The organism is Bradyrhizobium sp. UNPA324 (assembly GCF_006658635.1).
Taxonomy (GTDB): Bacteria; Pseudomonadota; Alphaproteobacteria; order Rhizobiales; family Xanthobacteraceae; genus Bradyrhizobium; species Bradyrhizobium nanningense.
Genome location: NZ_LFJD01000004.1, coordinates 3,495,654 through 3,521,859, shown reverse-complemented (window position 1 = coordinate 3,521,859; position 26,206 = coordinate 3,495,654). Strand labels below are relative to the sequence as shown.

The 26,206-nt window shown below is 65.3% G+C and carries 26 protein-coding genes; 9 read left to right on the top strand and 17 right to left on the bottom strand.

The annotated features are described in order from the left end of the window. Window positions 1-21 precede the first annotated feature (21 nt). The 7 genes from UNPA324_RS17045 to UNPA324_RS17015 all read right to left on the bottom strand — a co-directional run bounded on the left by UNPA324_RS17045 (window position 22) and on the right by UNPA324_RS17015 (window position 7,280). On the bottom strand, window positions 22-1,089 hold the full coding sequence (locus UNPA324_RS17045; protein ID WP_164936435.1) for a threonine aldolase family protein: 1,068 nt from the start codon (window positions 1,087-1,089) through the stop codon (window positions 22-24). A gap of 353 nt (window positions 1,090-1,442) precedes the next feature. Next, window positions 1,443-2,060 (bottom strand): 30S ribosomal protein S4, encoded by a 618-nt coding sequence (rpsD, locus tag UNPA324_RS17040; RefSeq protein ID WP_128920839.1) that lies wholly within the window; start codon window positions 2,058-2,060, stop codon window positions 1,443-1,445. 200 nt (window positions 2,061-2,260) lie between these two features. Next, window positions 2,261-3,028: an acyltransferase gene (locus UNPA324_RS17035; protein WP_128920840.1), complete on the bottom strand. Its 768-nt coding sequence runs from the start codon at window positions 3,026-3,028 to the stop codon at window positions 2,261-2,263. Between the two features lie 198 nt (window positions 3,029-3,226). Continuing rightward, window positions 3,227-4,000 (bottom strand): HpcH/HpaI aldolase family protein, encoded by a 774-nt coding sequence (locus UNPA324_RS17030; protein ID WP_128920841.1) that lies wholly within the window; start codon window positions 3,998-4,000, stop codon window positions 3,227-3,229. A 61-nt stretch (window positions 4,001-4,061) separates the two neighbouring features. Continuing rightward, entirely contained in the window at window positions 4,062-4,859 is a 798-nt protein-coding gene (murI, locus tag UNPA324_RS17025) for a glutamate racemase (RefSeq protein WP_128920842.1), read from the bottom strand. Between the two features lie 286 nt (window positions 4,860-5,145). Further along, on the bottom strand, window positions 5,146-5,952 hold the full coding sequence (locus UNPA324_RS17020; RefSeq protein ID WP_128920843.1) for a Crp/Fnr family transcriptional regulator: 807 nt from the start codon (window positions 5,950-5,952) through the stop codon (window positions 5,146-5,148). 248 nt (window positions 5,953-6,200) lie between these two features. Next, a complete protein-coding gene (locus tag UNPA324_RS17015; protein WP_141935178.1) occupies window positions 6,201-7,280 on the bottom strand; it encodes a SecDF P1 head subdomain-containing protein in 1,080 nt (359 codons plus the stop codon). 249 nt (window positions 7,281-7,529) lie between these two features. On the opposite strand from UNPA324_RS17015, the gene UNPA324_RS17010 reads away from it, so the two are divergent. Both UNPA324_RS17010 and UNPA324_RS17005 read left to right on the top strand, forming a co-directional pair. After that, the gene (locus tag UNPA324_RS17010) at window positions 7,530-9,437 is read left to right on the top strand and encodes an acyl-CoA synthetase (RefSeq protein ID WP_128920845.1); all 1,908 of its coding nucleotides are present in this window, start codon (window positions 7,530-7,532) and stop codon (window positions 9,435-9,437) included. A gap of 202 nt (window positions 9,438-9,639) precedes the next feature. Next, window positions 9,640-11,457, top strand: coding sequence for a caspase family protein (locus UNPA324_RS17005; protein WP_128920846.1), 1,818 nt, complete (start codon window positions 9,640-9,642; stop codon window positions 11,455-11,457). Window positions 11,458-11,580: 123 nt separating this feature from the next. On the opposite strand, the gene UNPA324_RS17000 is transcribed toward UNPA324_RS17005, so the two are convergent. Both UNPA324_RS17000 and purB read right to left on the bottom strand, forming a co-directional pair. Beyond that, complete coding sequence (locus tag UNPA324_RS17000; protein WP_128920847.1) at window positions 11,581-12,753, bottom strand: M20 aminoacylase family protein; 1,173 nt, start codon at window positions 12,751-12,753, stop codon at window positions 11,581-11,583. 173 nt (window positions 12,754-12,926) lie between these two features. After that, window positions 12,927-14,234 carry an adenylosuccinate lyase gene (gene purB / locus UNPA324_RS16995; RefSeq protein WP_128920848.1) on the bottom strand — a complete coding sequence of 436 codons (1,308 nt, stop codon included), beginning with the start codon at window positions 14,232-14,234 and terminating at the stop codon, window positions 12,927-12,929. Between the two features lie 559 nt (window positions 14,235-14,793). On the opposite strand from purB, the gene UNPA324_RS16990 reads away from it, so the two are divergent. Then, window positions 14,794-15,381: a TetR/AcrR family transcriptional regulator gene (locus tag UNPA324_RS16990; protein ID WP_128920849.1), complete on the top strand. Its 588-nt coding sequence runs from the start codon at window positions 14,794-14,796 to the stop codon at window positions 15,379-15,381. A gap of 449 nt (window positions 15,382-15,830) precedes the next feature. Here UNPA324_RS16990 and UNPA324_RS16980 read toward each other — a convergent pair whose 3' ends face one another. Continuing rightward, the gene (locus tag UNPA324_RS16980) at window positions 15,831-16,481 is read right to left on the bottom strand and encodes a response regulator (protein WP_128920851.1); all 651 of its coding nucleotides are present in this window, start codon (window positions 16,479-16,481) and stop codon (window positions 15,831-15,833) included. A 7-nt stretch (window positions 16,482-16,488) separates the two neighbouring features. After that, on the bottom strand, window positions 16,489-17,859 hold the full coding sequence (locus UNPA324_RS16975; RefSeq protein ID WP_128920852.1) for a sensor histidine kinase: 1,371 nt from the start codon (window positions 17,857-17,859) through the stop codon (window positions 16,489-16,491). Window positions 17,860-18,059: 200 nt separating this feature from the next. Between UNPA324_RS16975 and UNPA324_RS16970 the strand changes: the two genes are divergently transcribed. The 5 genes from UNPA324_RS16970 (at window position 18,060) to UNPA324_RS16950 (ending at window position 22,442) form a co-directional block, all read left to right on the top strand. After that, window positions 18,060-18,860: a MotA/TolQ/ExbB proton channel family protein gene (locus tag UNPA324_RS16970; protein ID WP_128920853.1), complete on the top strand. Its 801-nt coding sequence runs from the start codon at window positions 18,060-18,062 to the stop codon at window positions 18,858-18,860. Then, window positions 18,857-19,543 carry a DUF2135 domain-containing protein gene (locus tag UNPA324_RS16965; RefSeq protein ID WP_128920854.1) on the top strand — a complete coding sequence of 229 codons (687 nt, stop codon included), beginning with the start codon at window positions 18,857-18,859 and terminating at the stop codon, window positions 19,541-19,543. The genes UNPA324_RS16970 and UNPA324_RS16965 overlap by 4 nt, the downstream gene beginning before the upstream one ends. Continuing rightward, window positions 19,536-20,141 carry a hypothetical protein gene (locus tag UNPA324_RS16960; RefSeq protein WP_128920855.1) on the top strand — a complete coding sequence of 202 codons (606 nt, stop codon included), beginning with the start codon at window positions 19,536-19,538 and terminating at the stop codon, window positions 20,139-20,141. Before UNPA324_RS16965 ends, UNPA324_RS16960 begins: the two co-directional genes overlap by 8 nt. 115 nt (window positions 20,142-20,256) lie before the next feature. Further along, entirely contained in the window at window positions 20,257-20,997 is a 741-nt protein-coding gene (locus UNPA324_RS16955) for a metallophosphoesterase family protein (RefSeq protein ID WP_128920856.1), read from the top strand. Window positions 20,998-21,002: 5 nt separating this feature from the next. Continuing rightward, entirely contained in the window at window positions 21,003-22,442 is a 1,440-nt protein-coding gene (locus tag UNPA324_RS16950) for a serine/threonine protein kinase (RefSeq protein WP_141935177.1), read from the top strand. Window positions 22,443-22,467: 25 nt separating this feature from the next. On the opposite strand, the gene UNPA324_RS35175 is transcribed toward UNPA324_RS16950, so the two are convergent. The 4 genes from UNPA324_RS35175 to rpe form a co-directional block, all read right to left on the bottom strand. After that, window positions 22,468-22,659 carry a hypothetical protein gene (locus UNPA324_RS35175; RefSeq protein WP_164936436.1) on the bottom strand — a complete coding sequence of 64 codons (192 nt, stop codon included), beginning with the start codon at window positions 22,657-22,659 and terminating at the stop codon, window positions 22,468-22,470. A gap of 21 nt (window positions 22,660-22,680) precedes the next feature. After that, the gene (locus UNPA324_RS35170) at window positions 22,681-22,860 is read right to left on the bottom strand and encodes a hypothetical protein (protein ID WP_164936437.1); all 180 of its coding nucleotides are present in this window, start codon (window positions 22,858-22,860) and stop codon (window positions 22,681-22,683) included. Between the two features lie 5 nt (window positions 22,861-22,865). Continuing rightward, window positions 22,866-23,009, bottom strand: a complete 144-nt coding sequence (locus UNPA324_RS35165) for a hypothetical protein (protein ID WP_164936438.1) — start codon at window positions 23,007-23,009, stop codon at window positions 22,866-22,868. Between the two features lie 164 nt (window positions 23,010-23,173). Beyond that, a complete protein-coding gene (gene rpe / locus UNPA324_RS16940; protein WP_128920858.1) occupies window positions 23,174-23,875 on the bottom strand; it encodes a ribulose-phosphate 3-epimerase in 702 nt (233 codons plus the stop codon). Window positions 23,876-24,127: 252 nt separating this feature from the next. Between rpe and UNPA324_RS16935 the strand changes: the two genes are divergently transcribed. Further along, window positions 24,128-24,916 (top strand): EF-hand domain-containing protein, encoded by a 789-nt coding sequence (locus UNPA324_RS16935; RefSeq protein ID WP_141935176.1) that lies wholly within the window; start codon window positions 24,128-24,130, stop codon window positions 24,914-24,916. A 13-nt stretch (window positions 24,917-24,929) separates the two neighbouring features. On the opposite strand, the gene UNPA324_RS16930 is transcribed toward UNPA324_RS16935, so the two are convergent. Both UNPA324_RS16930 and UNPA324_RS16925 read right to left on the bottom strand, forming a co-directional pair. After that, window positions 24,930-25,142 carry a KTSC domain-containing protein gene (locus tag UNPA324_RS16930; RefSeq protein WP_128920860.1) on the bottom strand — a complete coding sequence of 71 codons (213 nt, stop codon included), beginning with the start codon at window positions 25,140-25,142 and terminating at the stop codon, window positions 24,930-24,932. Window positions 25,143-25,192: 50 nt separating this feature from the next. Continuing rightward, window positions 25,193-26,188 carry a P1 family peptidase gene (locus tag UNPA324_RS16925; RefSeq protein ID WP_141935175.1) on the bottom strand — a complete coding sequence of 332 codons (996 nt, stop codon included), beginning with the start codon at window positions 26,186-26,188 and terminating at the stop codon, window positions 25,193-25,195. Between the last annotated feature and the right edge of the window lie 18 nt (window positions 26,189-26,206).

Here is a 26,206-nt window from a genome sequence, read left to right as displayed (position 1 = left end):
ACCGGGCTACGAACTCTCAGCTTACGCTCCGCGCACGATCTCGCGCACGTATCCGATCGTCTCCTCGACCTGGACCGCATTGACGTCGAGATGGGTGCAGGCGCGGATGCGGCCATCCATCATCGCGAGCGTCACGCCGCGCTGGCGCAGCGCCGCGACCATCTTGTCGCCGGCAATTCCGGCGCCGTCGGGCTTGAAGAAGACGAGGTTGGTCTCGGGCTCCTGCACCTCGACGCCGGAAATCTGCGACAGACCGCGGGCGAGCGCGCGCGCATTGGCGTGGTCGTCGGCAAGCCGATCGACATGATGGTCGAGCGCGTAGATGCAGGCGGCGGCGCAGATGCCGGCCTGGCGCATCGAGCCGCCGAGGCGCTGCTTCCATTGCCAGACCGCGTCGATGAAGGCGCGCGAGCCCGCGAGCACGCCGCCGATCGGTGCTCCCAGGCCCTTGGAGAAGTCGATCCAGGCCGAGTCCCAGCCCGCGGTCATGTCGCGCGGGGAGATGCCGCTGGCGACGGTGGCGTTGAGCAGGCGCGCGCCGTCCATATGGGTGACGAGGCCGTGCTGCTTGGCAATCGCGACGATCTCGTCGAGCGCTGCCTTCTTCCAGATCGTGCCGCCGCCGATATTGGCGGTCTGCTCGACGCTGACGGCGGTCTGCGGTGGCTGATAGCGCGTGCGCGGATGCAGAGCTTTCCGGAACGTCTCCGGCGTGAACTGGCCGCCCTCGCCTTTCAGCTGTGTCACCTGGAAGCCGCCGATCGCGGCATGCGCGCCGCCTTCGCGGGCGATGATGTGCGCGGTCTCGTGCGCGAGGATCTCGTCGCCGGGGCGGCAATGCACCAGCGTTGCGGTGACGTTGCACATGGTGCCCGAGGGCATGTAGACCGCCGCCTCCTTGCCGAGCAGATTCGCTACCCGCTCGCACAGCGCATTCACGGTCGGATCGTCGCCGACCTGCTCGTCACCGACCTCGGCGCGCGCCATCGCCTCGCGCATCCCTGCCGTCGGCTTGGTCTGCGTGTCCGAGAGCAGATTAATGCGCACCGGCGGCGCCTTGGGATCGATGGGGGGAGGGGTGTAGAGCATGGCTGATCTCGTCATTTCATCTAGTCGAACAATTGCGACGTATTGCGTGCGCGTTCTGATGACTTGTACTAGCCACGAGAACGTTGACTGACGCGCTGTCGTGCGGCGCGGAGGATTTCGTCTGACGCGTCGGCTGTGAAGATATTGCAATCAGGCAAAGCGAACAGTCCCTGATATCGGCAGATCTGCTCATCGCGGGAGAGGGTTTCCCATGCTCGAAGCGCGGCGTCGGTTGGCGCTGCCGAAGGCAGAGTGTTGGCGGATTGGTCGTCCATGCGAGACATTGATCATACGCTACCAAACAAAAAGGCCCCGGAAAACCGGGGCCTTTGAACGTCGTTCTGCCGAGCCTATCAGCGCGAATAGAATTCGACGACCAGATGGGGCTCCATCTGCACCGGGAACGGCACATCGGAGAGGCCGGGGATGCGGATGTACTTGGCGGTCATCTTGCCGTGGTCGACTTCGAGATAGTCGGGCGTGTCGCGCTCGGGGAGCTGGCTGGCTTCGAGCACATGGGCGAGCTGCTTGGAGGCTTCCTTGACCTCGATCACGTCGCCGAGCTTGAGCTGGTAGCTCGAGATGTTGACCTTGCGGCCGTTCACCTTGATGTGGCCGTGGTTGATGAACTGGCGCGCGGCAAAGATCGTGGAGACGAACTTGGCGCGGTACACGACCGCGTCGAGACGACGCTCGAGCAGGCCGATCAGGTTCTCGCCGGTGTCACCCTTGAGGCGGCTCGCCTCGACATAGATGCCGTGGAACTGGCGCTCGCTGATGTTGGCGTAGTAGCCCTTCAGCTTCTGCTTGGCGCGCAGCTGCACGCCGAAGTCGGAGAGCTTGCCCTTGCGGCGCTGGCCGTGCTGGCCGGGACCATATTCACGACGGTTCACGGGGCTCTTCGGGCGGCCCCAGATGTTCTGGCCCATACGGCGATCGATCTTGTACTTCGCCTCACTGCGCTTAGTCATCGCGTCCTCTTCGGTTGCATGGTTTGAGGAAACGCGCCCTCCTGTGTGACGGGATAGATCCCGGCACCGACAGGTCCGATCCCCAAAGCTTAAGGGAGAGGACCACGGGTCGCGAAACGCTTCGCGGGCCGAAATCGGCCCGCGAGCAGGCGGCTTTTAGGGGAGTTTGGGGCTCGCTGTCAATGCGAATGGCCCCGGAATCAGGTCCTTACCGCTCGGATGGACTTTGGGCCGGCCGTCCCCAATTCGGCAGCGATTTCAGTGTTCAGGACCTGTTCCAGCCGGGACAGGACCCGGGCGATCGGAGCGGCGTCGGTGACCCGGTGATCCCAGCGGATCACGACGTGGATGGTCTGGTCGGGCTCGACCACCCCATAGCTGACGATGAAGGGGCCCGGCGTGACCGGATGGAGCTCGCCGCCGCCATAGGCGGCCACCGAGCTGACCGCGAAGCTGCCGAACCAATTGCCGCGCTGCCGGCCGAAATTCAGGCCGATCGCCCAGGACAGGCGGCGCAGCGGCAGCGGCAGCCGGGTCGCCCGCATGATCTTGCGGAACATCGGGACGTCCTCGATCGGCGCCGTCTTGGCGCGCCGGATCTCCGCATCGACCGCGGCCAGCGCCATGGCCTCGGGGGCCGCGATTCGCTGCGGCATCACGCATTCCTCGCCATCCTCGACCCGGGCCACGGCCACCAGCGCCACGCTGCTGGGCAGCTCGTAGAGCATGGGACGGGGCCATTTGGCGTAGACGGTCCGCAGGATCGGCTCGTCCCTGGCGACCAGGGCGAAGGCCTTGACGAACATCGCGGCCCAGCCGGCGGGCGCCATCGCGCCCGTACGGGCCTCGAGCAGGGGGCGGATATTGAGCGAGCGGGAGAGCGAGACGAATGGCACATCCATCGAAGCGCGCATCAAGTCGCAAATCAGCCGGCGCGGCAGCGAAATGTTCTTGGGTTTCCCGCGCATCGCTCTTTCGGTTCCCGCGGATTAAAATATGTGCAGCGAGCGGGTCTTCCGCTCGCTGTCTGCTCTAGCACGAACCAACCTCGCTGGCGCCAGTCGGTTCGGCGCGCGGCAGAGACAAGCGGTCCGCGCCATAAAAAATTAAAATTACTACGCATTTGCAATTGCTTGGGCCGTTTTTCTTGTGCTGTTTGGCTCTGCTCAGCGCCTGATCCCGTCGAACGCCGCCATGATACCGCGCTGGAACAGCGACCAGTCGAAGCCGAGCGCGATCGCGCGGTAGCCGCGATCGATCAGGGCATTGGCCTGGTCGGCGGTGCGGGCCACGCCGCCAATCGGCACGCCGCTTCTGAGGATGCCGGCCTCGGCGCGGGCGATCAGTTCGAGCAGCTCCGGATCATCCATCTGGCCGCGCTTGTTGATGGACGTGGCGAGATCGCCGGGGCCGATGACCGCGACGTCGATGCCTGATGTCGCCATGATCTCGTCGATGCGATTGACGGCGTCGACATGCTCGATGGTGACCATGCAGATCAGCTCGTCGTCGGCGCTGGCCATGTAGTCCGGCATCGACTGGCCCCACCGGAACGGGGCATGGAAGGGGCCCCACAGCCGATCGCCGCGCGGCGGATAGCGCACGCTGCGCACCGCCTTCTCGGCGTCCGCGCGGCTGGTGATCATCGGGAAGTTGATGCCGAAGGCACCGATGTCCATCGGCGCCTTCGCAAGCCATGGCTCGTTGGCCGCGATCCGCACCAGGGGCGTGCATGGCGTGCCTGTGGTCGCAGCGATCATTGCATGCGCTTCGGTGAGGCCGATCGGTCCATGCTCGAGATCGACGATGATCCAGTCGAGTGAGCGCGCCATGATCTGCACCATCTGCACGCTCGGGATGGTCGCGATCGCGCCGAAGGCGGGGCGCCCCTCGCGCCAGAGCTGGCGAAGACGGTTGAGTGGCGTGGACGGGACCGACATGGAAAGGCCTGCAGCTAGGGGGCGACGGCAAAACCTAGCAGCGCGGCGCCAAGGCGCAAAGTCAGGCCAGCGCGCGGCCGCCGAAGAACGGCGTCAGCGTGGCCGAAAGGCCGTGTACGCGGTTCGAGGTGAAGATCATCTCGGCACCGGCCTGCGCGATTTTGCAGCTAGGCGCACCCAGCAGATCCGAGACGCGCCTGGCGATTGCCGGCGCCGGATCGATCCAGTCGACCGGCCAGGGCGCCAGCCGCTTCAGCCGGTCGAGCAGCAGCGGATAATGGGTGCAGGCGAGCACGACGGTGTCGGTGCGCGCGCCGGCGTCCTCGGCATCGCCGACGAAGCAGGGAGCGAGCTCGGCAAGGATCTCGCCGTCGCTGATTGGATGGCCGCCAAGCGCAGCCTCGGCGAGCGAGGCGAGCTCGGGCGAGCCGACCAGCGTCACCTCGCAGCCTTGCGCGAAATCGCGGATCAGGGCTTTGGTGTATTCGCGCTTCACCGTGCCCTTGGTGCCGAGTACCGAGACGCGGCGGGTCCTCGATTGTGCGCAGGCCGGCTTGATCGCCGGCACGGTGCCGACGAAGGGCACGGAATGAGCGGCGCGCAACTGAGACAGGACCAGGGTGGACGCGGTGTTGCAGGCGATGACGATGAGGTCGGGGTCATGCGTGCCGATCAGCTCCCCCATCAGCGGCACGACGCGGGCGATGATCTCGTCCTCGCTGTGGTGGCCGTAGGGGAAGAAGGCGTCGTCGGCGACGTAGACAAAGTGCGCGTCGGAGCGCGCGGCCACGACCTCACGGAGCACCGTGAGCCCGCCAAGGCCGGAATCGAACACCAGGATGGTCGGGGAATGGGTCACATGGTCACCTTAGAGCGCCATGGTTACCATTCGGTTTTTGGGGCGGTTTTGCGGCGGGGGCACCCGCAAAGACCCGGAGAGCTGACGGTCTCGTGTCCCGGACGCGTTGCAACGCCTCTTGGCGTTGCTGCGCAGAGCCGGGATCCACGCCGTGAGGTCGCTCTTGGAGGCATGGGCCCCGGCTCTGCAGCGCACCGCAAGAAGCGCTGCGCTGCGTCCGGGGCGCGAGAAATGGGCGCCGATTCACATCGCCTCGTCATATGGGCGTTACGTGGTCCCCCGGCGTTCACGCGATCCTGTTCGTCGTGGCTGCCCGCTCGGCGGCCAGTTGGTTCTGCAAGCGATCGATGTTCTGCAGGAGGCGCTGGCTGGTCAGCACCAGGAAATAATAGCCGAACTGCGGATCCTGGAAGTAGATCTCGAGCAGCCGGTCATAGGTGATCGTCAGCACCTGTCCGTCCTCGATGCATTCGATCGTCCCGGTGCGGCGGTTGTCCGGCGTCAGGAAGCCGAGCTCACCCATCAGTGCGCCCGGCCCGATCTCGACGTTGATCTCCTTGACCAGGAACTTGCCGGTGACCGTGAGGAGCATTTCCTTCGCGGGATCGCCCAGCTTGAACAGCGTGTCGCCGCGGCGATATCTGCGCTCGGTCATGAACGGCTTCAGCCATTCGATCGACATGTCGCCTTCGGCGGCATGGCGTGCCTTCTTGACCAGCTTGAGCATCTGCCGCAGGCGCAAGGCGTTGATCGGAAGCATCAGCAGATAGAGCAGGAACGTTGAGACGTTGGCGGAGAGCGCGCCGAAGATGGCAAAGAACGCGCAGCCGATCATGTTGGCGACGCGCAGCGGCACCATCGTCCGCATCAAGAGCGTGGCGACGAAGAAGACCGCCCCGACCACGGCGAACATATTGGCCAGCGTGATGTTGCTGACGAAGATCTCCAGCAGCCGGTTGAAGATCGCGTCGTAGGTGACGTTGTTGGGGTCGAGGCCCATCTGGACCAGGATCTTCGCGATCCTGAGATTGTCCGTGGCCGCGTCGAGAATGCGGTCGAGGATCGAGGAAATGTCTGCGCTGCCGGACGGCATGGTACTAACCCCGCGTAAGGCCTTCAGTCCTGTCGGTATGCTGGCACATATAGCCGTAATCGCATGACGTCCGCCTGAAATGAAGCCTTCGGCCGCCATGTCGCAAGAGGCAAATTTAGCCCGATCGGGCGTTTCGGCAATTGCCCGTTGGCTGCCCATCTGGCCGCGGCGCGGCCGTGATTCGGCCCCGGGGGCGGCGTCGCGGAGGGGGCTGCATGCCCAGGCGGGGGCAACGGACGATCTTCGCCTTACGGCTTGGCGGCGGGCTGCACGACCTGCTGCTCGACGAGGCCAAGATGTCCGGGCAGCGAGCCGGCGCGCAGCAGCATGGCGACGCTGCTCGCTTCCTCCAGCGTGAAGTTGCCGGAGATCTGGCCCGAGCCGGCGGTGATGGGCTCGCGGATCACGGGGGCGGAGATCACCTTGTCGTCGAGCACGATGGCGAACGGCCTTCCGACGTTCTCCGCGGTGATATGGGCGAAGCGCCGCGTGCCGCGGCCGTTGAAGCGGAACGAGGCGATCGGCTCCTTCGTGCCGCTCGCAAATCCGGGGCCTGCATAGCTGATGTCGTCGCCCTCGAGCGCGCTGTCCTTGGCGACGAGATAGGGCTTGTCGTCCTTGAAGCCGAGCAGGACTTCCGTGCCTGCGGGCGGCGTGCCGGATTGCGCCTGCTCCGCCGGCATCGAGAGATCGACCAGGCGGAAGCCGACCTTGACCTTCCTCGCGAAGATCGCGGTGATGCGCTCGGGCTCCGTGGCGCCCGGCAGGAAGATGCGGATGCGATCTGCCCCCTCGGGCTGGACGCTGGCGAGCGTGATGCCGGCATCCTTGAGGCGCTGCTCGATCATGGCGATGGAATCGTCGACCAGCTCGTGCAGCCGTGCGGCGGATGCGGCCTCGGTCGGCGCCAGCCTGATCGGCCCGTCGCCACTGCCGGTGACGGTGAGCGCGTGGGTGGGCAACCCCTCCGCCGCCGAGGCGAGCTTGCGCGTGAGCTGCTCGCGGCCCTTCGCGTCAGGGATATTCACCTCGACGCCGCCGTCGCGGATCGCAAGTCCGGAGAAGGCGATCCGGCCTTCGCGCAGGATCTTGTAGGCGTCGTCGCGCAGGTTCGCGACGACCGCCTCGCGCAAACCATCGCTGTCCACCTTGTAGACGATGCGCGATCCGCCCAGCTTCTCCATCTTGTCGGCGATGAAAGCCGCGATCTTGGCGCGCATCTTGTCGAGCTGAGCGTCGGCCGACGCCGCGCCCGGCATGGCGACCGTCGCTGCCACGGCGAGCGCTACGCTCAGCCGGGTGATGAAGTTGCTCCGATGCGCAGGCATGATCACCTCAAGTCTTGCGGCAGGACGCTGGCCGGCGAATCCGGCGCCAGTTCTTGGTCCCGGAATCGGGTGTGGAGGTTCAATTCTGGTGTCGATCGAGGCCGGCCGCCGCGGCGGGTAGGCCATGGACGAACGGCAAATCATCCCTCATTCTGCGCTCGCTCGACCGGCGATCGGTCGAGGCCTCGCCAAACAAAATGTCAAAAGACAGCGGGCGGGGACATGCATCTGAGGGAGGACGGAATTCCAATGGCGGGTATCCACGCGCTCGATCGGCTTATCGGCAACGACTATCCGGAACTTTTGACGGACGCGGACGTCCGCGCTTTCGAGCAGGTCCCTTATGCAGAGCGCGTTGCGGCCGAGAGCACCTATGACGCCATCAAGCTGGGTGCTGAGCGCAACCCCGACGGCGCGGCGATCCAGTTTCTGCAGAATGCCGATCCCGCCGACACGCCGGTCGTGGTCCCGTACCGCGACTTCATCGCGCGCGTCACGCAGGCCGCCAACATGTTTCATGCGCTCGGCGCAGAGAAGGGCGACGTCATCAGCTTCATGCTGCCGCTGGTGCCCGATGCCTTCGTGACGCTGTTCGGTGCGGAGGCCGCCGGCATCGCCAATCCCGTCAATCCGCTGCTCGAGGCGCACCAGATCGCGGAAATTCTGGAAGCTGCCAACACCAAGATCCTGGTGACGCTTGGCCCAATGCCGGGCAGCGACATCTGGCAGAAGGTCGAGCAGATCCGCCCGCAGCTCAAGCACCTCAAGGCGATCGTTCAGGTGTTCGGCGGCGGCGATCCGGACAAGGGCATCTTTGCCTTTGGCGACCTGATCAAGCAGCAGCCGTCGGACCGGCTTGTCAGCGGGCGCAAGATTCTCGGCAGTGACATCGCCGCCTATTTCCACACCGGCGGCACCACCGGCACACCGAAGCTGGTACGGCACACCCACGCCAACCAGGTCTACCAGGCCTGGGCGCTCAATCTGCTGCTGAAGGCGAAGCCCGGCGCCAATTTGCTGTTCGGCATGCCGCTGTTTCATGTCGGCGGCTCGCTGACGCAAGCGCTGCTGATGCTGTCGAGCGGCGGCTCGCTGGTCGTGCTGTCGCCGAGCGGCTGGCGCAATCCGAATGCGGTGAAGAATATCTGGGGACTGGTCGAGCGCTTCAAGCCCGAGGCGCTGTCGAGCGTGCCGACGGTGCTGGCCGCGGCGCTCGCGGTGCCGCCGGGCAATGCGGATATCTCCAGCCTGAAATATGCCGCCGGCGGCGGCTCGGCGATCCCGGTCGCCGTGGGCTCGGCGATCCAGGACAAGCTGAAGCTGCGCGTGATCGAGGTCTACGGCATGACCGAGACATCGAGCGTGCACACGCTCGCTTATCCCGGCCGGCCGATCCGGCTCGGCTCGGTCGGGCTGCCGATGCCCTATGCACGCGTGCGCATCGTGCAGCTCGATGCCGACGGCCGCCTGATCCGCGACTGCAAGCCGGACGAAATCGGCGTCGTCATCATGGCGGGACCCGGCGTGTTCAGCGGCTATCTCAATGACGAGCACAACAAAGGCGCCTTCGTCGACGAGGTCTGGGTCAATTCCGGCGATCTCGGCCGTCTCGATGCCGAGGGCTATCTCTGGATCACCGGCCGCGCCAAGGATCTCGTGATCCGCGGCGGCCATAACATCGACCCGGCACCGATCGAGGAGATCATGTTCCGCCATCCCGCGGTCGGTTTCGCCGCCGTGGTCGGCCAGCCCGACGCCTATGCCGGCGAATTGCCGGTGGGATATGTGCAGTTGAAGCCCGGCGCCAAGGTCGAACCGGGCGAGTTGGAGACGTGGGTGCGCGAGCGTACCCCGGAGCGCGCCGCCGTTCCGGTGCAGGTCATTCCGATCGATCCCATGCCGGTGACGGGCGTCGGCAAGGTGTTCAAGCCGCAGCTGCGCTGGGACGCCGCGGAGCGCGTTTTCACCAAGGTGCTGGCGCCGCTGGTCGAGCGCGGCATCGACTGCAAGGTCAAGGTCGGCGCGCACGGCAGTCACGGCTCGATCGCGATCGTGACGCTGACGGGGCTGGCGGAGGATCAGCGCGAAGTGGTCGCGGGCGAGGTGCACACGCTGCTTGCACCGTTTGTGATGCGCCACGAGGTGGTGCAAGTGTAGCCCCGCCAGAATCTGGCCTCGCTGAGTTGGACAGGAGGGCGACGCTTCGCACGTTATCCATATCGTCATCGACAGCCTCTATGTGATAGACATCACATAGGAAGGATTGGAAATCGGCGACGCTGGCGAATAGTCTCATGGGATTGCATCCGGGGGGACGCAAGTGATTCCGCTTCGGCTATTTGCTTTGTTGATGTTGGCGATGGGCTTTGCCTGTGGACCGGCGCATGCCGACCGGCGGGTGGCGCTCGTGATCGGCAATTCCGCCTACAAGAGTGCCCCGAAGCTCGGCAACCCTGCGAACGATGCCACCCTGGTGGGGGGCATGTTCAAGAAGGCCGGCTTCGATTCCGTCGACGTCCGGCTGGATCTCAATGCCAGCGAGATGCGGCGCACGTTGCGTGAGTTCGCCGGCAGGACGCGCGATGCGGAGATGGCGGTCATCTACTACGCCGGACACGGCATCGAGCTCGACGGAGCCAATTATCTCATTCCGACCGACGCGACGCTCGAGACTGACGGCGACGTTCTCGACGAGACCATTCCGGTCGAGCGTGCCTTGTTCGCGGTCGAGCCGGCCAAGCAGCTGCGCCTGATCATCCTGGATGCGTGCCGCGACAATCCATTCTCGAAGACGATGAAGCGCACGCTGGCCTCGCGCGCGATCGGACGCGGCCTCGCCAAGGTCGAGCCGACCAGTCCCAACACGATGATCGCTTTCGCGGCCAAGGCGGGATCGACCGCATCCGACGGCGATTCCCGAAACAGCCCGTTCGCTGCCGCTTTGGTCGAGCACCTGCCGAAGCCGGGCCTGGATCTACGCAAGGCCTTCGGCTTCGTGCGCGACGACGTGCTCAAGGCCACCAGCTACAAGCAGGAGCCTTATGTCTACGGCTCGCTTGGCGGCGACGACGTGCCCCTGGTCCCAGTCAAGCCGGCCGCGACCGGCCCGCAGGCCAATCCGCAGGAGGCCGTGCGCAGGGACTACGAACTCGCGCTGCAGTTGGCCACGCGCGACGGCTGGGAGGCGTTCTTAGGAGCGTATCCGGACGGATTTTACGCCAATCTCGCCAAGGGCCAGTTGAACAAGATCGCTGCCGAAGAGGCGCGCGCTGCGGCTGAGCAAAAGGCAAAGGCGGCCGAACAGCAAAAGGCGAGGTTGATCGCCGAGCGCGCCCAGAAGGCAGAGCAGGAGAAGGCCGCTGCGGCTGCTAAGGCCGCCGAGGAGATGCGGATCGCGGCGGAGAAACAGAAGCAGATCGAGCAGGCGAGGGCTGAGGCGGCCGAGCACCAGCGCAAGCTGGCCGAGGCGGCCGCGGCGAAAGCATTGGCCGAGAAGCAGGCGGCGGAGAAAGCAAAGGCCGAGCTTGCTGCAAAGCAGGCGGCCGAGAAAGCCGAGCAGGGGGCAAAGCCTTCGACCGATCGGCAAATGCCCGAAGCCGAGACCCAGAAAGTGGCCGCGCTCTCGCCTGGCCCGACCTCGACATTATCCGCAGCTGACCTCTCCAAGTCCGTCCAGAGCGAATTGCGCCGCGTCGGCTGCCTTGCCTCGGCGGCGGAGAGCGAGTGGACCTCGGCCGCGCAACGCTCGCTGACACTGTTCAACAAATATGCCGGCACGCAATTCGAGGCCAAGACCGCCAGCGTCGATGCGCTCGATGCACTGAAGGCAAAGCCCGGCAGGGTCTGTCCGCTCGTCTGCAATTTCGGCTTCAAGGCCGATGGAGACCAATGCGTCAAGATCACCTGCCGTGCCGGCTATCGCGTCGGCGACGACAACGAATGCGAGAAGGTGCCGGAGAAGAAGCCGGTTGCGGCGCGCGATGACGCGAAGAAGCGGGATGCTGAGCGTAAGCAGGGCGAGTCCTCGCCGCCATCGTCTCAAGCCAAGTCATCGGGACAAATCTACTGCAACAGCGCTGGCTGTCGTCCCGTTCGACCGGGCTGTCGTCTGCAGGCCGGCACTTCCCTTGCCACTTCGGCGGAAATGCGGATCTCCGGTGTAGAGATCTGCAACTGACCACCCGGGCGCTGGGCCCGTAGGATTAGTGAGCGTAGCGCAACCCACTACTTGTATAACCGCGGAGAGTAGAGGGGATATGCTGACGCTAACCACCTCACGAAGCTGACACACCGGACGACGCTAACCTGCCGGCATCCGCGTCTCAACCAGACGCACCCAGAACGACGCGCCGTGGCCAAGGATGTTGTCGTTGAAGACGTAGGCCGGGTGGTGGCACTCGTTGCCGTCGCCCATGCCGACCAGCACCATCGCGCCGGGACGCGCTTCCAGCATGAACGAGAAGTCCTCGGCGCCCATCATGGGGATGAACTTGTCGTTGACGCGATCAGCGCCGACGATGTCGCGGGCGACGTCGGCGGCAAGGCCGGCCTCGCGCGCATGGTTCATCGTCACCGGATACATCCGCGTGTATTTCGTCTCGGCCGAGCCGCCATAGGCGCGGGCGACGCTGTCGGCGACTTCGCCGATGCGGCGCTCGACGAGATCGCGCACTTCAGGGTCGAGCGTGCGCACGGTGCCGCCGAGCTCGGCGACCTCCGGAATGATGTTGAAGGCCGTGCCGGAGTGGAATTGCGTGATCGAGATGACGGCTGACTTCAGCGGATCGACGTTGCGGGCCACGATCGATTGCAGCGCACCCACGATCTGCGAGCCGATCAACACGCTGTCGACGGACTTGTGCGGACCCGCGCCGGCGTGACCGCCCTTGCCGTGGACCGTGATCTGGATGTTGTCGGAGGAGGCGAGCATCGCGCCGGGCGTGGTGGCGAAATGGCCTTCCGGCAGACCCGGCATGTTGTGCATGCCGTAGACCTCCTGGATGTTCCAGCGCGACATCAGCCCGTCCTCGACCATGGCCTTGCCGCCGCCGCCGCCTTCCTCAGCGGGCTGGAAGATCATGATCGCCGTGCCGTCGAAATTGCGCGTCTCGGCCAAGTACTTTGCCGCGCCGAGCAGCATCGCGGTGTGGCCGTCATGGCCGCAGGCGTGCATCTTGCCGGGGACCTTCGAGGCATAGGGCACGCCCGAGGTTTCCATGATCGGCAGCGCGTCCATGTCGGCGCGCAGGCCAATGGTCTTCCCGGAGGCGGATTTGCGGCCGCGGATCACCCCGACCACGCCGGTGCGGCCGATGCCGGTCACCACCTCGTCGCAGCCGAACTCGCGCAAGCGATCGGCGACGATGCCGGCAGTGCGGTGGACCTCGTAGAGCAGCTCCGGGTTCTCGTGGAAGTCATGGCGCCAGGCGGCCATTTCGTCGGAGAGGGCGGCAACGCGGTTGACGATGGGCATGCGGGTGGGGTCCGTTTTTGTTGTTGCTCGTAGGGTGGGTTAGCCCTGCAGATGCGCAACGCGCATCTGCTCGGCGTAACCCACCGCTGTTTGTCTCCGTGGACTCGAAAGAGGTGGGTTACGCCCAGCGGACTGCGCTTCGCGCAGCCGCAAGGCTAACCCACCGTACGATCCTAAGATTCCCCGAACACGCGCTTGAAGATCGTGTCGACATGCTTGAGGTGGTAGCCGAGGTCGAACAGCTCCTCGAGCTCGGCGTCGCTGAGATATTTCTTCACCTCGGTGTCCTTCTTCAGCAGCTGGAGGAAGTCGCCTTCGCCGCGCCAGACCGGCATGGCGTTGCGCTGCACGAGCTTGTAGGAATCCTCGCGGCTTGCGCCCTTCTGCGTCAGCGCCAGCAGTACGCGCTGCGAATGCACGAGGCCGCCGAGGCGGTCGAGGTTCTTCTGCATGTTGGCGGGATACACCAAGAGCTTGTCGATCAGGCCGGCGAGGCGCACCAGCGCGAAGTCGAGCGTCACGGTGGCATCGGGGCCCATCATGCGCTCGGCCGAGGAGTGCGAGATGTCGCGCTCGTGCCAGAGCACGACGTTCTCCAGCGCCGGCGTCACATAGGCGCGCACCATGCGGGAGAGGCCGGTGAGGTTTTCCGACAGCACCGGGTTGCGCTTGTGCGGCATGGCAGAGGAGCCCTTCTGTCCCTCCGAGAAGAACTCCTCGGCCTCCAGCACCTCGGTGCGCTGCATGTGACGGATCTCGACCGCGATACGCTCGATCGAGGAGGCGATGACGCCGAGGGTCGAGAAGTACATCGCGTGGCGGTCGCGCGGGATCACCTGGGTCGAGATCGGCTCGGGGACGAGGCCCATGGCTTTCGCAACGTGCTCTTCGACCCGGGGATCAATCTGCGCGAAGGTGCCGACGGCGCCGGAGATGGCGCAGGTCGCGACTTCCTTGCGCGCTGCGATCAGGCGCTCCTTGGCGCGCGTGAACTCGGCATAGGCGTAAGCGAGCTTGAGGCCGAAGGTCACCGGCTCGGCATGGATGCCGTGGCTGCGGCCGATGGTCGGCGTCATCTTGTGCTCGAAGGCGCGCTTCCTGAGCGCGGCCAGCACCTTGTCGAGGTCGGCGAGCAAGAGGTCAGCGGCACGGGTGAGCTGGACGTTGAGGCAGGTGTCGAGCACGTCAGAGGAGGTCATGCCCTGGTGGACGAAGCGCGCCTCGGGGCCGACGATCTCGGCGAGGTGGGTGAGGAAGGCAATGACGTCGTGCTTGGTCTCGCGCTCGATCTCGTCGATACGGGCGACGTCGAAGGTGGCATTCTTGGCCTTGGCCCAGACCGTCTTGGCGGCCTCCTTGGGGATGGTTCCGAGCTCGGCGAGGGCGTCCGCCGCGTGCGCCTCGATCTCGAACCAGATCTTGAACCGGGTCTGCGGCTCCCAGATCGAGGCCATTTCGGGACGGGTATAGCGGGGGATCATCGGGCGGCTCCAGGAAGGTGGGCGGGCAACCCAAGGAATGGTCCAAGGGGCGGCTCCGGCCAGAATGTTTTTTACGCCGTGATTTAACAGAGCAGGGAGAGCGAAACAAACGATCCGACCCACGGAGCGGGGTCCGGGGACGGCTAATCCACCGGTGGGGGCCGACCGGCCGGCGGATGGCGAAAAATTGGCTGTCAATCACGGATCATTGACTGACAGATATTGAAATCTGTCAGCGAGACGTGTATATCCGTTGTCGGACGCTCCGATTGGGCGTCCCGCGACAAGCCCCGGCGAGCCCGACATCCGAAGCGGATTGGAGGGCGGATTCAAGAGCGGGGAGCGCGGACGAATGGAGACTTAAGACGATGACGACCGAAATCCTCAATTTTACCGGCGCGATTGGGCATTGGCTCAATTTGCTGGTGGCGCGCCAGATCGCGGCGCAGGCTGCAAAACTGCCTCATTAAGGCATAGGCTTTCCGAGACGACCGGCCAGGGCGCTTCGGAAGCAGCCCTACTGCCGGGAGACTGAGCCCTGAACGGGAATGGTGCTGGCATGAATGAAGCTGTTGTCTTGACGCCGGAGCGGATCCTCGAAGTGACCGAGGACGTTCTCAGGCGCTTCGGACTTGCCAAGGCCACCGTGGTGGACGTCGCCCGTGCGCTCGATGTGAGCCACGGCAGCGTCTATCGCCATTTCCCGAGCAAGGCCTCGCTGCGCGAGGCCGTCGCCAAGCGCTGGCTGGACCGCATCGATGCGCCGCTCCTGGCGATCGCCAGGGAGCAGGGACCGGCGGCCGACAGGCTCGACCGCTGGCTGCGCACCCTGTTCGCCGCCAAGCGTTCGCGCGTGCTCGACGACCCCGAAATGTTCGAGACCTATCTAACCCTGGCGCGCGAGGCCTGTGCGGCCGTCAAGTGCCACAAGGACACCATGATCGACCAGATCGCGGCGATCCTGGCCGACGGCGTGAAGCAGGGCGTGTTTGATGTCGCCGACGCCAAGGTCACGGCGCGCGCGATCTTCGATGCGACCGTCCGTTTCCACCATCCAGCCCATGCCGACGAGTGGAAGGATGCCGATCTCTCCGCTCGCGTCGACGCGACGCTGGCGCTGCTGCTGCGCGGGTTGAAGGCGGCCTGAAGCCGCAGGGCTCAATCTATTCGCCGGCGGCCAATCAACCTCTCGCCTTGTGAAGAAGGGCACCGTCGCGAAGCGAGGGCGAGGAAGCCGAGTGTCTTCGCGCGTGAAACGCAGGATCAGACGACGGCACGACCGGCGGACTCTCCGGATAGACATTGACGGCGATTTCGACAGCGTCCTTTGACCGCTTGCGAAGATGGTAGAAGGTTAGCTCCTGATCGAGCATTGGACAGCGGAAGTGGACGACGGCTGTGTCCGGCAGGCGGCAAAGTTCGTCGATGAGCTCGCCGACAGTGATGATGGGGGGGATGGTCGACTGACTTGTGATGACCCTTACTCATGACCCTTGACTCCTTCACTGCCGTACTAACCGGCAGCGGACGAGCTCCGTTCCAATTTCGTTCGGCAGATTGAGTAACTTCGAGGAGGGCAGTGCGGCAGCTCTGCTGCTAGATCCTGGTCAGCCCGCACGTTGCGGCCAGCCGCACCAGCTGCGCATCGGTACGTGCGCCGGTCTTGGTCTTGATCAAATAGTGATAGTTCTGCACCGTCTTCACACTGAGGTTGAGATGCGCCGCGATCTGCTCGGTTGTGGCGCCACCGGCGAATTGGCGCAGGATCTCGATCTCGCGTTCGCCTAGTTGATCCAGAGCTGAGCCCGCCGACAAACTGTCCTCGGCCAGAATATGCGCGATGTCGTCGCTCATGGCGCGCTCGCCACGAGCGACGCTGCGGATCGCGGAGACGACGGCAGAAGGCTCGCTGCTCTTGGTGACGAAGCCGCTGGCGCCAGCGCTGAAGGCGGCTTTCACCAGCACGGCCTCGTTGTGCATGGTAAAAACCAGGATCCGCGCCCGCGGGCTGCGCGCGCGGATGTTGCGGATCGCCTCCAGCCCGCTCGCGCCGGGCATCGAGATGTCGAGCACGACGACATCGGGGTCGTGCGCCTTGAACGCGCCATAGGCGTCCGCGGCATTGTCGGCTTCCGCGACGACATGCAGATCGCCCTGGCTTTCCAGCACGCGCCGGTAGCCCTGCCGGACGATCGGATGGTCGTCGACGAGCAGCACGGAGATGCCTGTTGCTGCCACCTCGCTCATGTCGGCCTCACGCGGCGAGCGGGATGGTGGCGGCGACACTGAGGCCGCCGCGGGCAGGCAGGATCGACAGTGTTCCGCCGGCCGCCGTGACGCGCTCGCGAATCCCGGTCAGGCCGAAGCCGGTCGATTGCGCGACGCGCTCCGCATCGCCGCCGCCGTCGTCCTCGACGCGGATCAGCAAGGCGTTGTCGTCGCCGGCACGGCGTTCGATGCGCAAAGAGATCTCGCGCGCCGCACTGTGACGCAGCGCGTTAGTCAAGCATTCCTGTGCCACGCGATAGGCCGTGGTGGCGGCCGGGCCCCGCACGTCCGTCAGGTCACCCCTGAGGTCGAGCTGGATTGTCGGCCGCGCCGCGCTCTGCGAGCGCCAGCTATCAACCAGATTGACGAGGCTCGCCTCCAGCCCAAGCTCCTCGGGCAGGGGATTGCGCAGCCGCTTCAGCGCATCGCGGAGCGAGGCCATCAACTGATGCGTGGCCTGCGAGATCATCCGCGCATCCTGCGCGATCCCGTTATCCTTGTTCTGCTTCGCACTCGCCGTCTCGATCGTGTTGGCGAAGGCGAGAATGGCGGAGAGATTCTGCCCGAACTCGTCATGCAGCTCGCGGGCGAGCGCGCGGCGCTCATCGTCGCGGATTTCGATCAGGCGCCGCGTCAGCGCAGCGCGCTGCTCGGTGGCTTCCTCCAGGCGTCCGCCAAGCTCGCCGACGGCGCTGCCGATCATCGCCAGCTCCATCGAGCGGAAGCGCGGCAGTTTGGTGCGATACTGGCCGCGCGCCATGCGCTGCAAGGCGGTCACGATCGCGCGCGCTGGGGCCAGCGCATGCGCGATCGCCAGCGATGCCAACAGCGCGATCGCCGCCGCCATCAACAGCGCGACATCGATCACGTTGAGGATGTACTCCCAGGCGAGCGAGATCGCGGCCGCGGCATCCGGCGTCGCGACCACCGTGCCGGCAGAAGCGGCGCGGGGACTGACCGGTCGTACCACCTCGGCGTGGCTGCCAAGGAAGATTGGGACGATCGATGCGAACCAGCGCGGCGGCGTCTTGCCCAGCCCCTCGCTCTGGCCGCAAAGCGGCTTTTCAAACGCGATGGCCGGCTGGAACTCGACGCAGACGCCGGGCGAGATCAGCTTCATCGTCTCCAGCGTGCGCCAGTCCGGAACCGGCAAAAGCTGCTCGCGCGTTCTGCTGCTGCGCAACAAGAACTCATGCCAGTACAACGCCTGAAGCGCCTGCGCGACCCGCTGTGCGGACGCCGCAGTCGCTCTATCGACGTTGCGATAGGCGTCGAACGTGGCCCATATGGTTGCCGCGCCAAGGCAAAGTGCCACGATGAGCAGCAGACGGGCGACAAGCTGAAGCACGAGGCGCATGCGATCACCCCCGACGTTTGATAAGGTCAGCCTAACAACGCCGCCGCGCCTTGCCAATTGCCGGGTGTGGCAAGATTGCAGCTCGGGCAAATTTCCCAAGCCGGATTGGGCATGGGTCTTTGGACCTGATACGGCGGCTTTGATCTAATCGGGTGGAAATCTTTATGGGCCGATCGTTGCGGCCCGAGGAGCGGTGCGGCATGAGTTCGATGACGATTGGACCGATCGCAGGATCTGCTGCCGACCCATCCGAGCGCAGCGCGCTGCTGTTCTGGATGATCTTCACCGGGCTCTCGATCTTCGCCGTCGTGCTGCTGTGGCGGTTCGGCCTGATCCATCTGATGCTGACCTCGGACCGCACCTACATTTCGAGCGTCATCGCGGTGCTCTATGTTGTCACCTGCGGCCATTGCTTCCTGCGCACGCGGGCGATCGCACGGGAGGGGGCGGCCGCTCGGCGCTGCCGGGCGGCACTCGCGGCGCCCGACGGCGGCAAGGTCCTCGATGCGCGTGCGACGGCGCTGCCGCGCGGGCTGGTGCGGGATCATATCGAAAGCCTGGTGACCAAGGCCGCCGCGCAGGACTACCGCCCGGTGGATCAGACGCTGTTGCTGCGAACGCTCGCCGATCGCCTGCGCGGCTCCAACGGATTCGGCGCCTTCGTCTCGGACACGCTGATGAAGCTCGGCCTGCTCGGCACCATCATCGGTTTCATTATCATGCTGGCGCCGATCGCGGGGTTGGATGCCGCCGACAAGGTCGCGATGCGTTCTTCGATGGGGCTGATGAGCGACGGCATGGCGGTCGCGATGTACACGACGCTTGCCGGCCTCGTCGGCTCGATCCTGGTCCGCATCCAGTATTACATGCTGGATGCCGCGACCCAGCGGGTGTTTTCGGATGCGGTGGTGCTGACCGAGACCTATGTGACGCCGGTGCTGGAGCGCAAGGGTTCTGGAATCAAGGGTTCTGGAATCAAGGGTGCCGGAACCCCGTCATGATGGATGATTTCGGTCTCTATCCGCGCGAGGAGCCGTTCGACCCGCTGGGCGTGATGCTGTTCAAGGCGCTCCAGGTGATCGCGTTCCTGTTCTTCCTGGCGCTGCTCGCGGTCTCTCCGGACGCCAAGGACGGCAAGATCGACTCCAAGGCGGAGTTCATGATCACGCTGGACTGGCCGGACAATCACCCCGACGATCTCGACCTGTTCGTGCAGGATCCCGCCGGCAACATCGCCTGGTATCGCCACCGCGAGGCCGGCTTCCTCACCCTCGACCGCGACGATCGCGGCGGAGCCAACGACTTCATCATGGTCGCCGGCAAGAAGATCGCCTCGCCCATCCGCGAGGAGATCGTCACCCTCCGCGGCATCCTGGCCGGAGAATACACCGTCAACGTCTCGCATTTCGTGGCGACGACCGGTGAGCCCGTGACGGCCAATGTGAAGGTGCAAAAACTCAATCCGACGGCGCAGGTGGTGTTCGACAACAAGTTCACGCTCGATCACACCGGCGACGAGAAGACCGCGGTGCGATTCCGGCTCGATGCCGAAGGCAAGGTCGTCAACGTGGACCAGCGGCCGAAATCACTGCTCGAGACGTTCCGCAGCGGCTGGCGCAACGGCGCCGATCTCGACCCGAGGACCGGTGTGAGCAAGAACGCTACGAGGATACGCCGTGAGTAACCTGCAGACGGTCATCCTGACGCTGTCGGTCGCCTACGCCGTGATCGGCGCGCTGCTGCTGGTCGTGCTGGTCTATGCGCGGCTGCACTGGTCGCTGAAGGCGGTCGCGGTGGTCGTGACCAGCGCCTTCTATGTCGTCAGCTTCACCGAAATGCGCGGGCTGCTTGGCTGGGCCAGTTCCGACCGGCTGCCGGCGACCTTCAAGCTGCTGAAGGCTCGCATCGTCGAGCCGCATTCGCTTGAGGGCGATCCCGGCTCGATCTATCTCTGGGTCGAGCAGCTGGACGAGGACAATCGTCCGAGCGGTATCCCGCGGGCCTTCCGTGTGCCCTACAACGATGGGCTCGCCGACAAGACCCATGCCGCGGAAAACGAGATCGCTCTGGGACATCCGCAAGGCGGACGTGCCGCCGATTTCGGCGGCGGCGATGGGAGCCTCATCGACATGGTCCGCGAATATGTGACGCCCAAGACGATCATGGAGACGAGCGGCGGCGATTCCTCGACGGGCGAGTTCATCGCGCCGCCGGCCGGCGCGCAAGGCGCGGTGTTCACCCCGCTGCCGCCGCCCCGGATGCCCCCGAAAGACGAGCAATAGGCTCTCCGCCATCGTCCGCGGGGCGCTGGTAATCGGGGCGGCGCTGGCGCATGGTCTTGACCTCCCTCAATTTGGCCGTATCGGGCTTCAATAAGAATTGAAGGGTGGAGGGTGCGTGCTTCTCGCTGTCTTTTCGGATATTCACGGCAACCGGCAGGCCTTCGAAGCCTGTCTGAAGGTCGCCCGTGCGAAGGGCGCGGAGCGGTTCGTCCTGCTCGGCGATTTCGTCGGTTATGGCGCCGATCCCGAATGGGTGGTGGATACCGCGATGGAGTTCGTGGCCCAAGGTGCCATCGCCGTGCGCGGCAATCACGACCAGGCGGTCAATTCCTCGGCAGAGACCATGAACGCCGAGGCGCAGGTCGCGATCGAATGGACCCGCGGCCGGCTTGACGCGGCGCAGCGGCGATTCCTGAGCGAATTGCCGATGCTGGTCCAGGACAGCGATCGGCTCTTCGTGCATTCGGAAGCCTCTCACCCCCAGCGCTGGCACTATGTTCGCTCCACTGTGGACGCCGCCAAGAGCCTGATTGCGACGCCGGCCCATGTTACGTTCTGCGGTCATATCCATCGCCCCGCGCTCTATTCGATGTCGGTGACGGCGAAGATGACGAGCTTCGTGCCGAAGACTGACGTCCCGGTGCAGCTTCTGCGTGGACGGCAATGGCTCGCCGTGCTCGGCTCGGTCGGCCAGCCTCGCGACGGCGATCCGTCGGCAGCCTTCGTCTTGTTCGACACCGAGTCGTGCCAGATCACCTATTGCCGCGCGCCCTATGACATCGCGACGGCGGCGGGCAGAATTCGCGACAACGGTCTGCCGCATTGGCTCGCCGATCGGCTCTCGCAGGGGCGCTGAAGGCAATGCCGAAGCCTCTGGTCAAGTCCGGCGCGGTGATCGATGGCTACACCATCGGTGAATGCGTTCATGCCGGCGGCATGGCGACGCTGTGGACGGTCACCCATCTCGGCATCGACGTGCCGCTGCTGATGAAGATACCGCGGGTCTCCGAGGGCGAGGACCCCGCCGCGATCGTCTCCTTCGAGATGGAGATGATGATCCTGCCGCGGCTCGCGGGCCCGCACGTCCCGACCTGTTTCGGCACCGGCGATTTCGCGCACCAGGCCTATGTCGTGATCGAGCAGATCTCCGGCACCACGCTCTACAAGCGACTGCCTGACCTGCCGCTGCCTTATGACGAAGCGCGGCTGCTCGTTGCCAGGATTGCAACCGCGCTGGCCGATCTGCACCGGCAGAACGTGATCCATCACGACATCAAGCCGAGCAGCATCATGTTCCGCGAGAGCGGCGAGGCGGTGCTGATCGATTACGGCCTGTCACATCACAACCACCTGCCGGATCTCTTGCAGGAGGAGTTCCGCCTGCCTTACGGCACCGCGCCCTACATGGCACCCGAGCGGTTGTCAGGGGTGCGCGACGATCCGCGCAGCGATCTGTTTTCGCTCGGCGTGCTACTGTATTTCTTCACCACCGGCGAGCGGCCGTTCGGCGAGGGCGAGACGCTGCGCGCGATGCGGCGCCGTCTGTGGCGCGATCCGCATCCGCCGCGAAGCTTGCGCGCCGACTATCCGCCCTGGCTGCAGGAGGTGGTGCTGCGGTGTCTCGAGATCGAGCCGGTGTGGCGCTATCCGACGGCGTCCCAGCTCGCCTTCGATCTCGCCCATCCCGACCAGGTCAAGCTCTCCACGCGCTCGGAGCGGGTCAAACGCGACCCGCTCAGCGTCGCCTGGCGTCGCCGGTTCAATCTGGGCGTCATGGCCCCACGCGCGAAATCGGATGTCGCGGCGCAAATCGCATCGAGCCCGATCCTCGCTGTCGCGCTCGACACGGTGGAAGGCGCACCGGAGCTCAACGAGGCGCTACGCGTGACCACCCAGCGCATCCTCGCCACGCTGCCCTCGGCGCGGCTTGCCTGCGTCAACGTGCTCAAGCTGAACAGGATCGCGATCGACCGTACCCTGGACGAGCAGGGGTCCAACAAGCATATCGACCGCCTGGTCGCGCTGCGGCATTGGGCGACGCCGCTCAAATTGGATGAGAGCCGGCTGTCGGCTCATGTGCTGGAGGCGGTTGATCCCGCCGCCGCGATCCTGGAGTTCGCCGAGGTCAACCAGGTCGACCACGTCATCATCGGCGCGCGGCAGGGCTCGTTCCGCCGCACGCTGCTCGGCAGCGTCTCGGCCAAGGTGGCCTCGGAGGCAGGCTGCACCGTCACGGTGGTAAGGCCGCCGCGGATGGACGGTGATGTCGGCGAGCCCGATGCCGGCGAAGGACCGGGATAGGCCGCCTGCCGACTTGAAGGGGCGATCAGGCCGCGTGGGCGGAGTGGGCGGCGCGCTTGCGGCGGATCGGCCAGGAGAATTGCGGGCCGGGCTCGCCGTGATCCGCGCTGCCGCCGAAATACTGGATGATCTCGCGGCAGGGCTCGCAATTGAACAGGTTACGCGACGCGGATGCCTTGATCATTTCCTTCAGGCAGTTCGGGCAGTGCGGTTTCATGGAGCGGTCCGGTCAGAAGTCTCAGTGTCGGCGTTGCGAAGCAAACGAATGGTCGAGGTCCGAGTTGTCGAGCCCGGCATTGTCGTCCATCGTGCCATCGGTGCGCTCGAGGCGGCCGAAGAAATAATCGAGGCCCGGGTGCGGGCGGCGCGGGATCCGGCACCTGCGCTTCGGCCGACGCTTGGTGAGTGCGATCTGCATGGCGCTCAGCCCCGCCGACGGTGAAGGTGGATGATGCGGGCGGAAGCCTCGGCCTTCACCGGTCGCGCCACGTAGAGGCTGCGAGCCGCAATCGCCGCATTGAACGCTAACCACAACGCTACGCCAGTCCAAACCAGGGTCGTCGTCATGATGTCCTCCCGTCAAAAACAGGCAGGAATCACTTGCGGTGATTTGCGCGAATCAGTGAAGTCCGGATGAGTACGGATCAAGACTGCAATTTAAGGCATTGCGCGTTGCAGCAGCCGCAAAAGCCGCGGGATTTCGCCTCGTCCGCGTGCGCGCTTGCTCCGGCTCAAATCGCTTCGCCGCGAGCCCCTAGCGCCGCGTTGCGGATCGCGGCGATGTTGGTCTTGTAGGCCTCCTGCGTGCCGCCCCGGAATACGGACGTGCCGGCGACGAAGGCGTTGGCGCCGGCCGCGGCGAGCGCGCCGGCGACGTCTGGGCCGACGCCGCCGTCGACCTCGATGTCGATCGGGCGTCCCGCCGTCATTGCACGGATGTCGCGGATCTTTCCGATCGCGGAGGGAATGAAGGCCTGGCCGCCGAAGCCGGGATTGACCGACATCACCAGCACGAGATCGACGAGGTCGAGGACGTATTCGAGCGCGCTGACCGGCGTGCCTGGATTGAGCGAGACGCCGGCCTTCTTGCCGAGCGCGCGGATCGCCTGCAGCGAGCGGTGCAGATGCGGACCGGCCTCAGCATGTACCGTGATGTGGTCGCAGCCGGCTTTCGCAAAGGCCTCGAGATAGGGGTCACAGGGCGAGATCATCAGATGCGCGTCGAACACCTTCTTCGTGTGCGGGCGCATCGCCTTGATGATGTCGGGGCCGTAGGAAATGTTGGGAACGAAGTGACCGTCCATCACGTCGAGATGGATCCAGTCGGCTCCAGCCGCGTCCACGGCGCGCACCTCCTCGCCGAGCCTGGAGAAATCCGAGGCCAGGATCGAGGGGGCGATGGCCAAAGGGCGGGGGGCGAAGGCTTGGGTCATGACGCAGTTTCCCGTGGCGGCCGTGAAAGATGGGCCTCGCCTAACATGGGCCTCCGTGGCGGGCAATGCAGGGCAGCCGTGCTTCCTGTGGGCGGAAGATTCTGCCGCGACCGGCACGAATTGCCGGTGTTCCCGGGCCGTCCAAGGCGCGGCGGTGGCGGATTTCATTGAACTTTTTGCGCTGGCACGACGCTTGCTGACATCACCTGCAGGACATTGGCCGCGGCATGCCGCATCGGTTGGAGTTGTGCAATGTTGTTTGCCCTTGGTGCCGTGTCGAGCGCACTCGACGCTATTCAGTCGCTGACGAACTCGAAATCGTCCTCCTCGACGCACAAGACAGGGTCTGCGCAGGGCGCGGCCAATCCATTCGCGATCGACAGCGCTAGCAGCAGCACGACCAGCGGCGCGACCTCGTCGGTCAACTCGGGCAAATATCCGCAGATCGCGCCGGAGACGATGAACGCGTTGTTCGCCGCGCAAAGCCAGTCCTCCGACACCAGCACGGCCAACTCGACCTCGTCGAACTCCACGTCCTCGACGTCGACTAGCCGAAATGCTGCACTCAAGGATCTGTTCTCGCAGATCGATGCGGACGGCGACGGCAACATCACCAAGTCCGAGTTCGAGGACGCGCTGGGCGCAGGCGGGACCAACCTCGCGCAGGCCGACGACGTGTTCTCCAAGCTGGATTCGAATTCGGACGGCAGCGTCAGCCTTGACGAGATGTCGAAGGCGCTGAAGAGCGGTCACCATGGCCACCATCACGCGCAAGGTGCCGGCGGCTCGGGTGATGGATCGGATTCTTCGTCCTCGTCGAGTGGCGGATCGACCTCGACCACGACGACCGCCGCCGACGGCTCGACCACCATCACCGTCACCTATGCCGACGGCTTCAAGATGTCGACGACCGTGCCGGGCGCCTCCAGCTCCTCACGCAATTCGGCTTATGATCTGTTCGCGCAATTGATGCAGCAGCAAGGCGGTCAGGGGCAGGGCGCTTCGGCGGCTGCCGGTTCCTCGATGTCGATGAGCGTGTGAGCGACATCCGAGATTAGCCGGCATATTCGTGCGTGATGTCACGATAGACGTAGCGGTCACGGATTTCGTGGTTGAAGAACGCTCCCTTTGAGCGCGCTTCCCTGAACGCTGTGGCGACCTCGGATGGAACATCCTCGTAGACATAGAGGCGTCCGCTGACGAAAGTCACCTTCAGCTCCCGCGTGTCGGGCGCATAGCGGAAGAACCGGATCACGGAAGACGGCATGGCAGTACACCTGAGGCCGCCAAGGTAACGCCGTATCAGCCGTTTCGTTTCTAACCGAATCTGTCCTTCCACGCCGGCTGTGCCTCCGGGAACGGCAGCGCGGTCGCGCTGTAGATGGCGCGGCCGATCGCGCGCGCGACCACGTTGGCGGCGACCGTGCCGAGCTCGGTGAGGCCGACCAGCGGCTCGATCTGCTTCTCGCCGGTCGCTGCCGCAAACAGCACGTCGCCATCGGTCGGTGCGTGCACCGGATAGATGGCGCGGGCGAAGCCGGTGTGTGCGATCATCGCCAGACGCTTGGCCTGGGGTTTGGTCAGCACCGCGTCGGTGACGACCGCGCCGATGGTCGTATTTTCGCGCGCGCTCGCCGCGGGACCGCCCTTGATGCGCATGCGGAGCATGTCGTCGGTGAACTTGTCAGGCAGGCCGCGCCCGCCGAACTCGCCGCCGACCTCGAACGGCGCCGCCCAGAACCACGGCCCGTTGCCGACGGTCACGCTGCCCACCGCGTTGACGGCGACGATCGCCGCGACCTTTACGCCGTCAGGTGTCACCGCCGAGGCCGAGCCGAGCCCGCCCTTGAACGTCGCGGTGGTGGCCCCTAAGCCGGCGCCGACGCTGCCGATTGCGAAGTCGGTGCCGGCGGCAGCCGCCGCGGCGTAGCCGAGGTCGCGATAGGGCGAGAAGCGTCCCCAGGCCTTGTCGCCGCCGTTGAGCAGATCGAACAGGATCGCCCCCGGCACGATCGGGATCAGGGCCTCGCGAACCCTGAAGCCGCGCCCCTGCTCGGCGAGCCAGGCCTGGACGCCGCCGCCGGCATCGAGACCGAAGGCGGAGCCGCCCGATAGCGCGATCGCGTCGACGCGCTCGACGGTGTTGGCGAGATCGAGCAGCGCGTCCTCGCGCGTGCCGGGACCGCCGCCGCGCACGTCGATCGCCGCGACCGCGGGGGAATCGAAGATGATCGCGGTCGTGCCGGTGGCGACTTTGGCATCCTCGGCATGGCCGACGCGGACCCCGGCAATGTCGGTGAGCAGATTCTTCAAGATGGCCTCGCGCGCTGA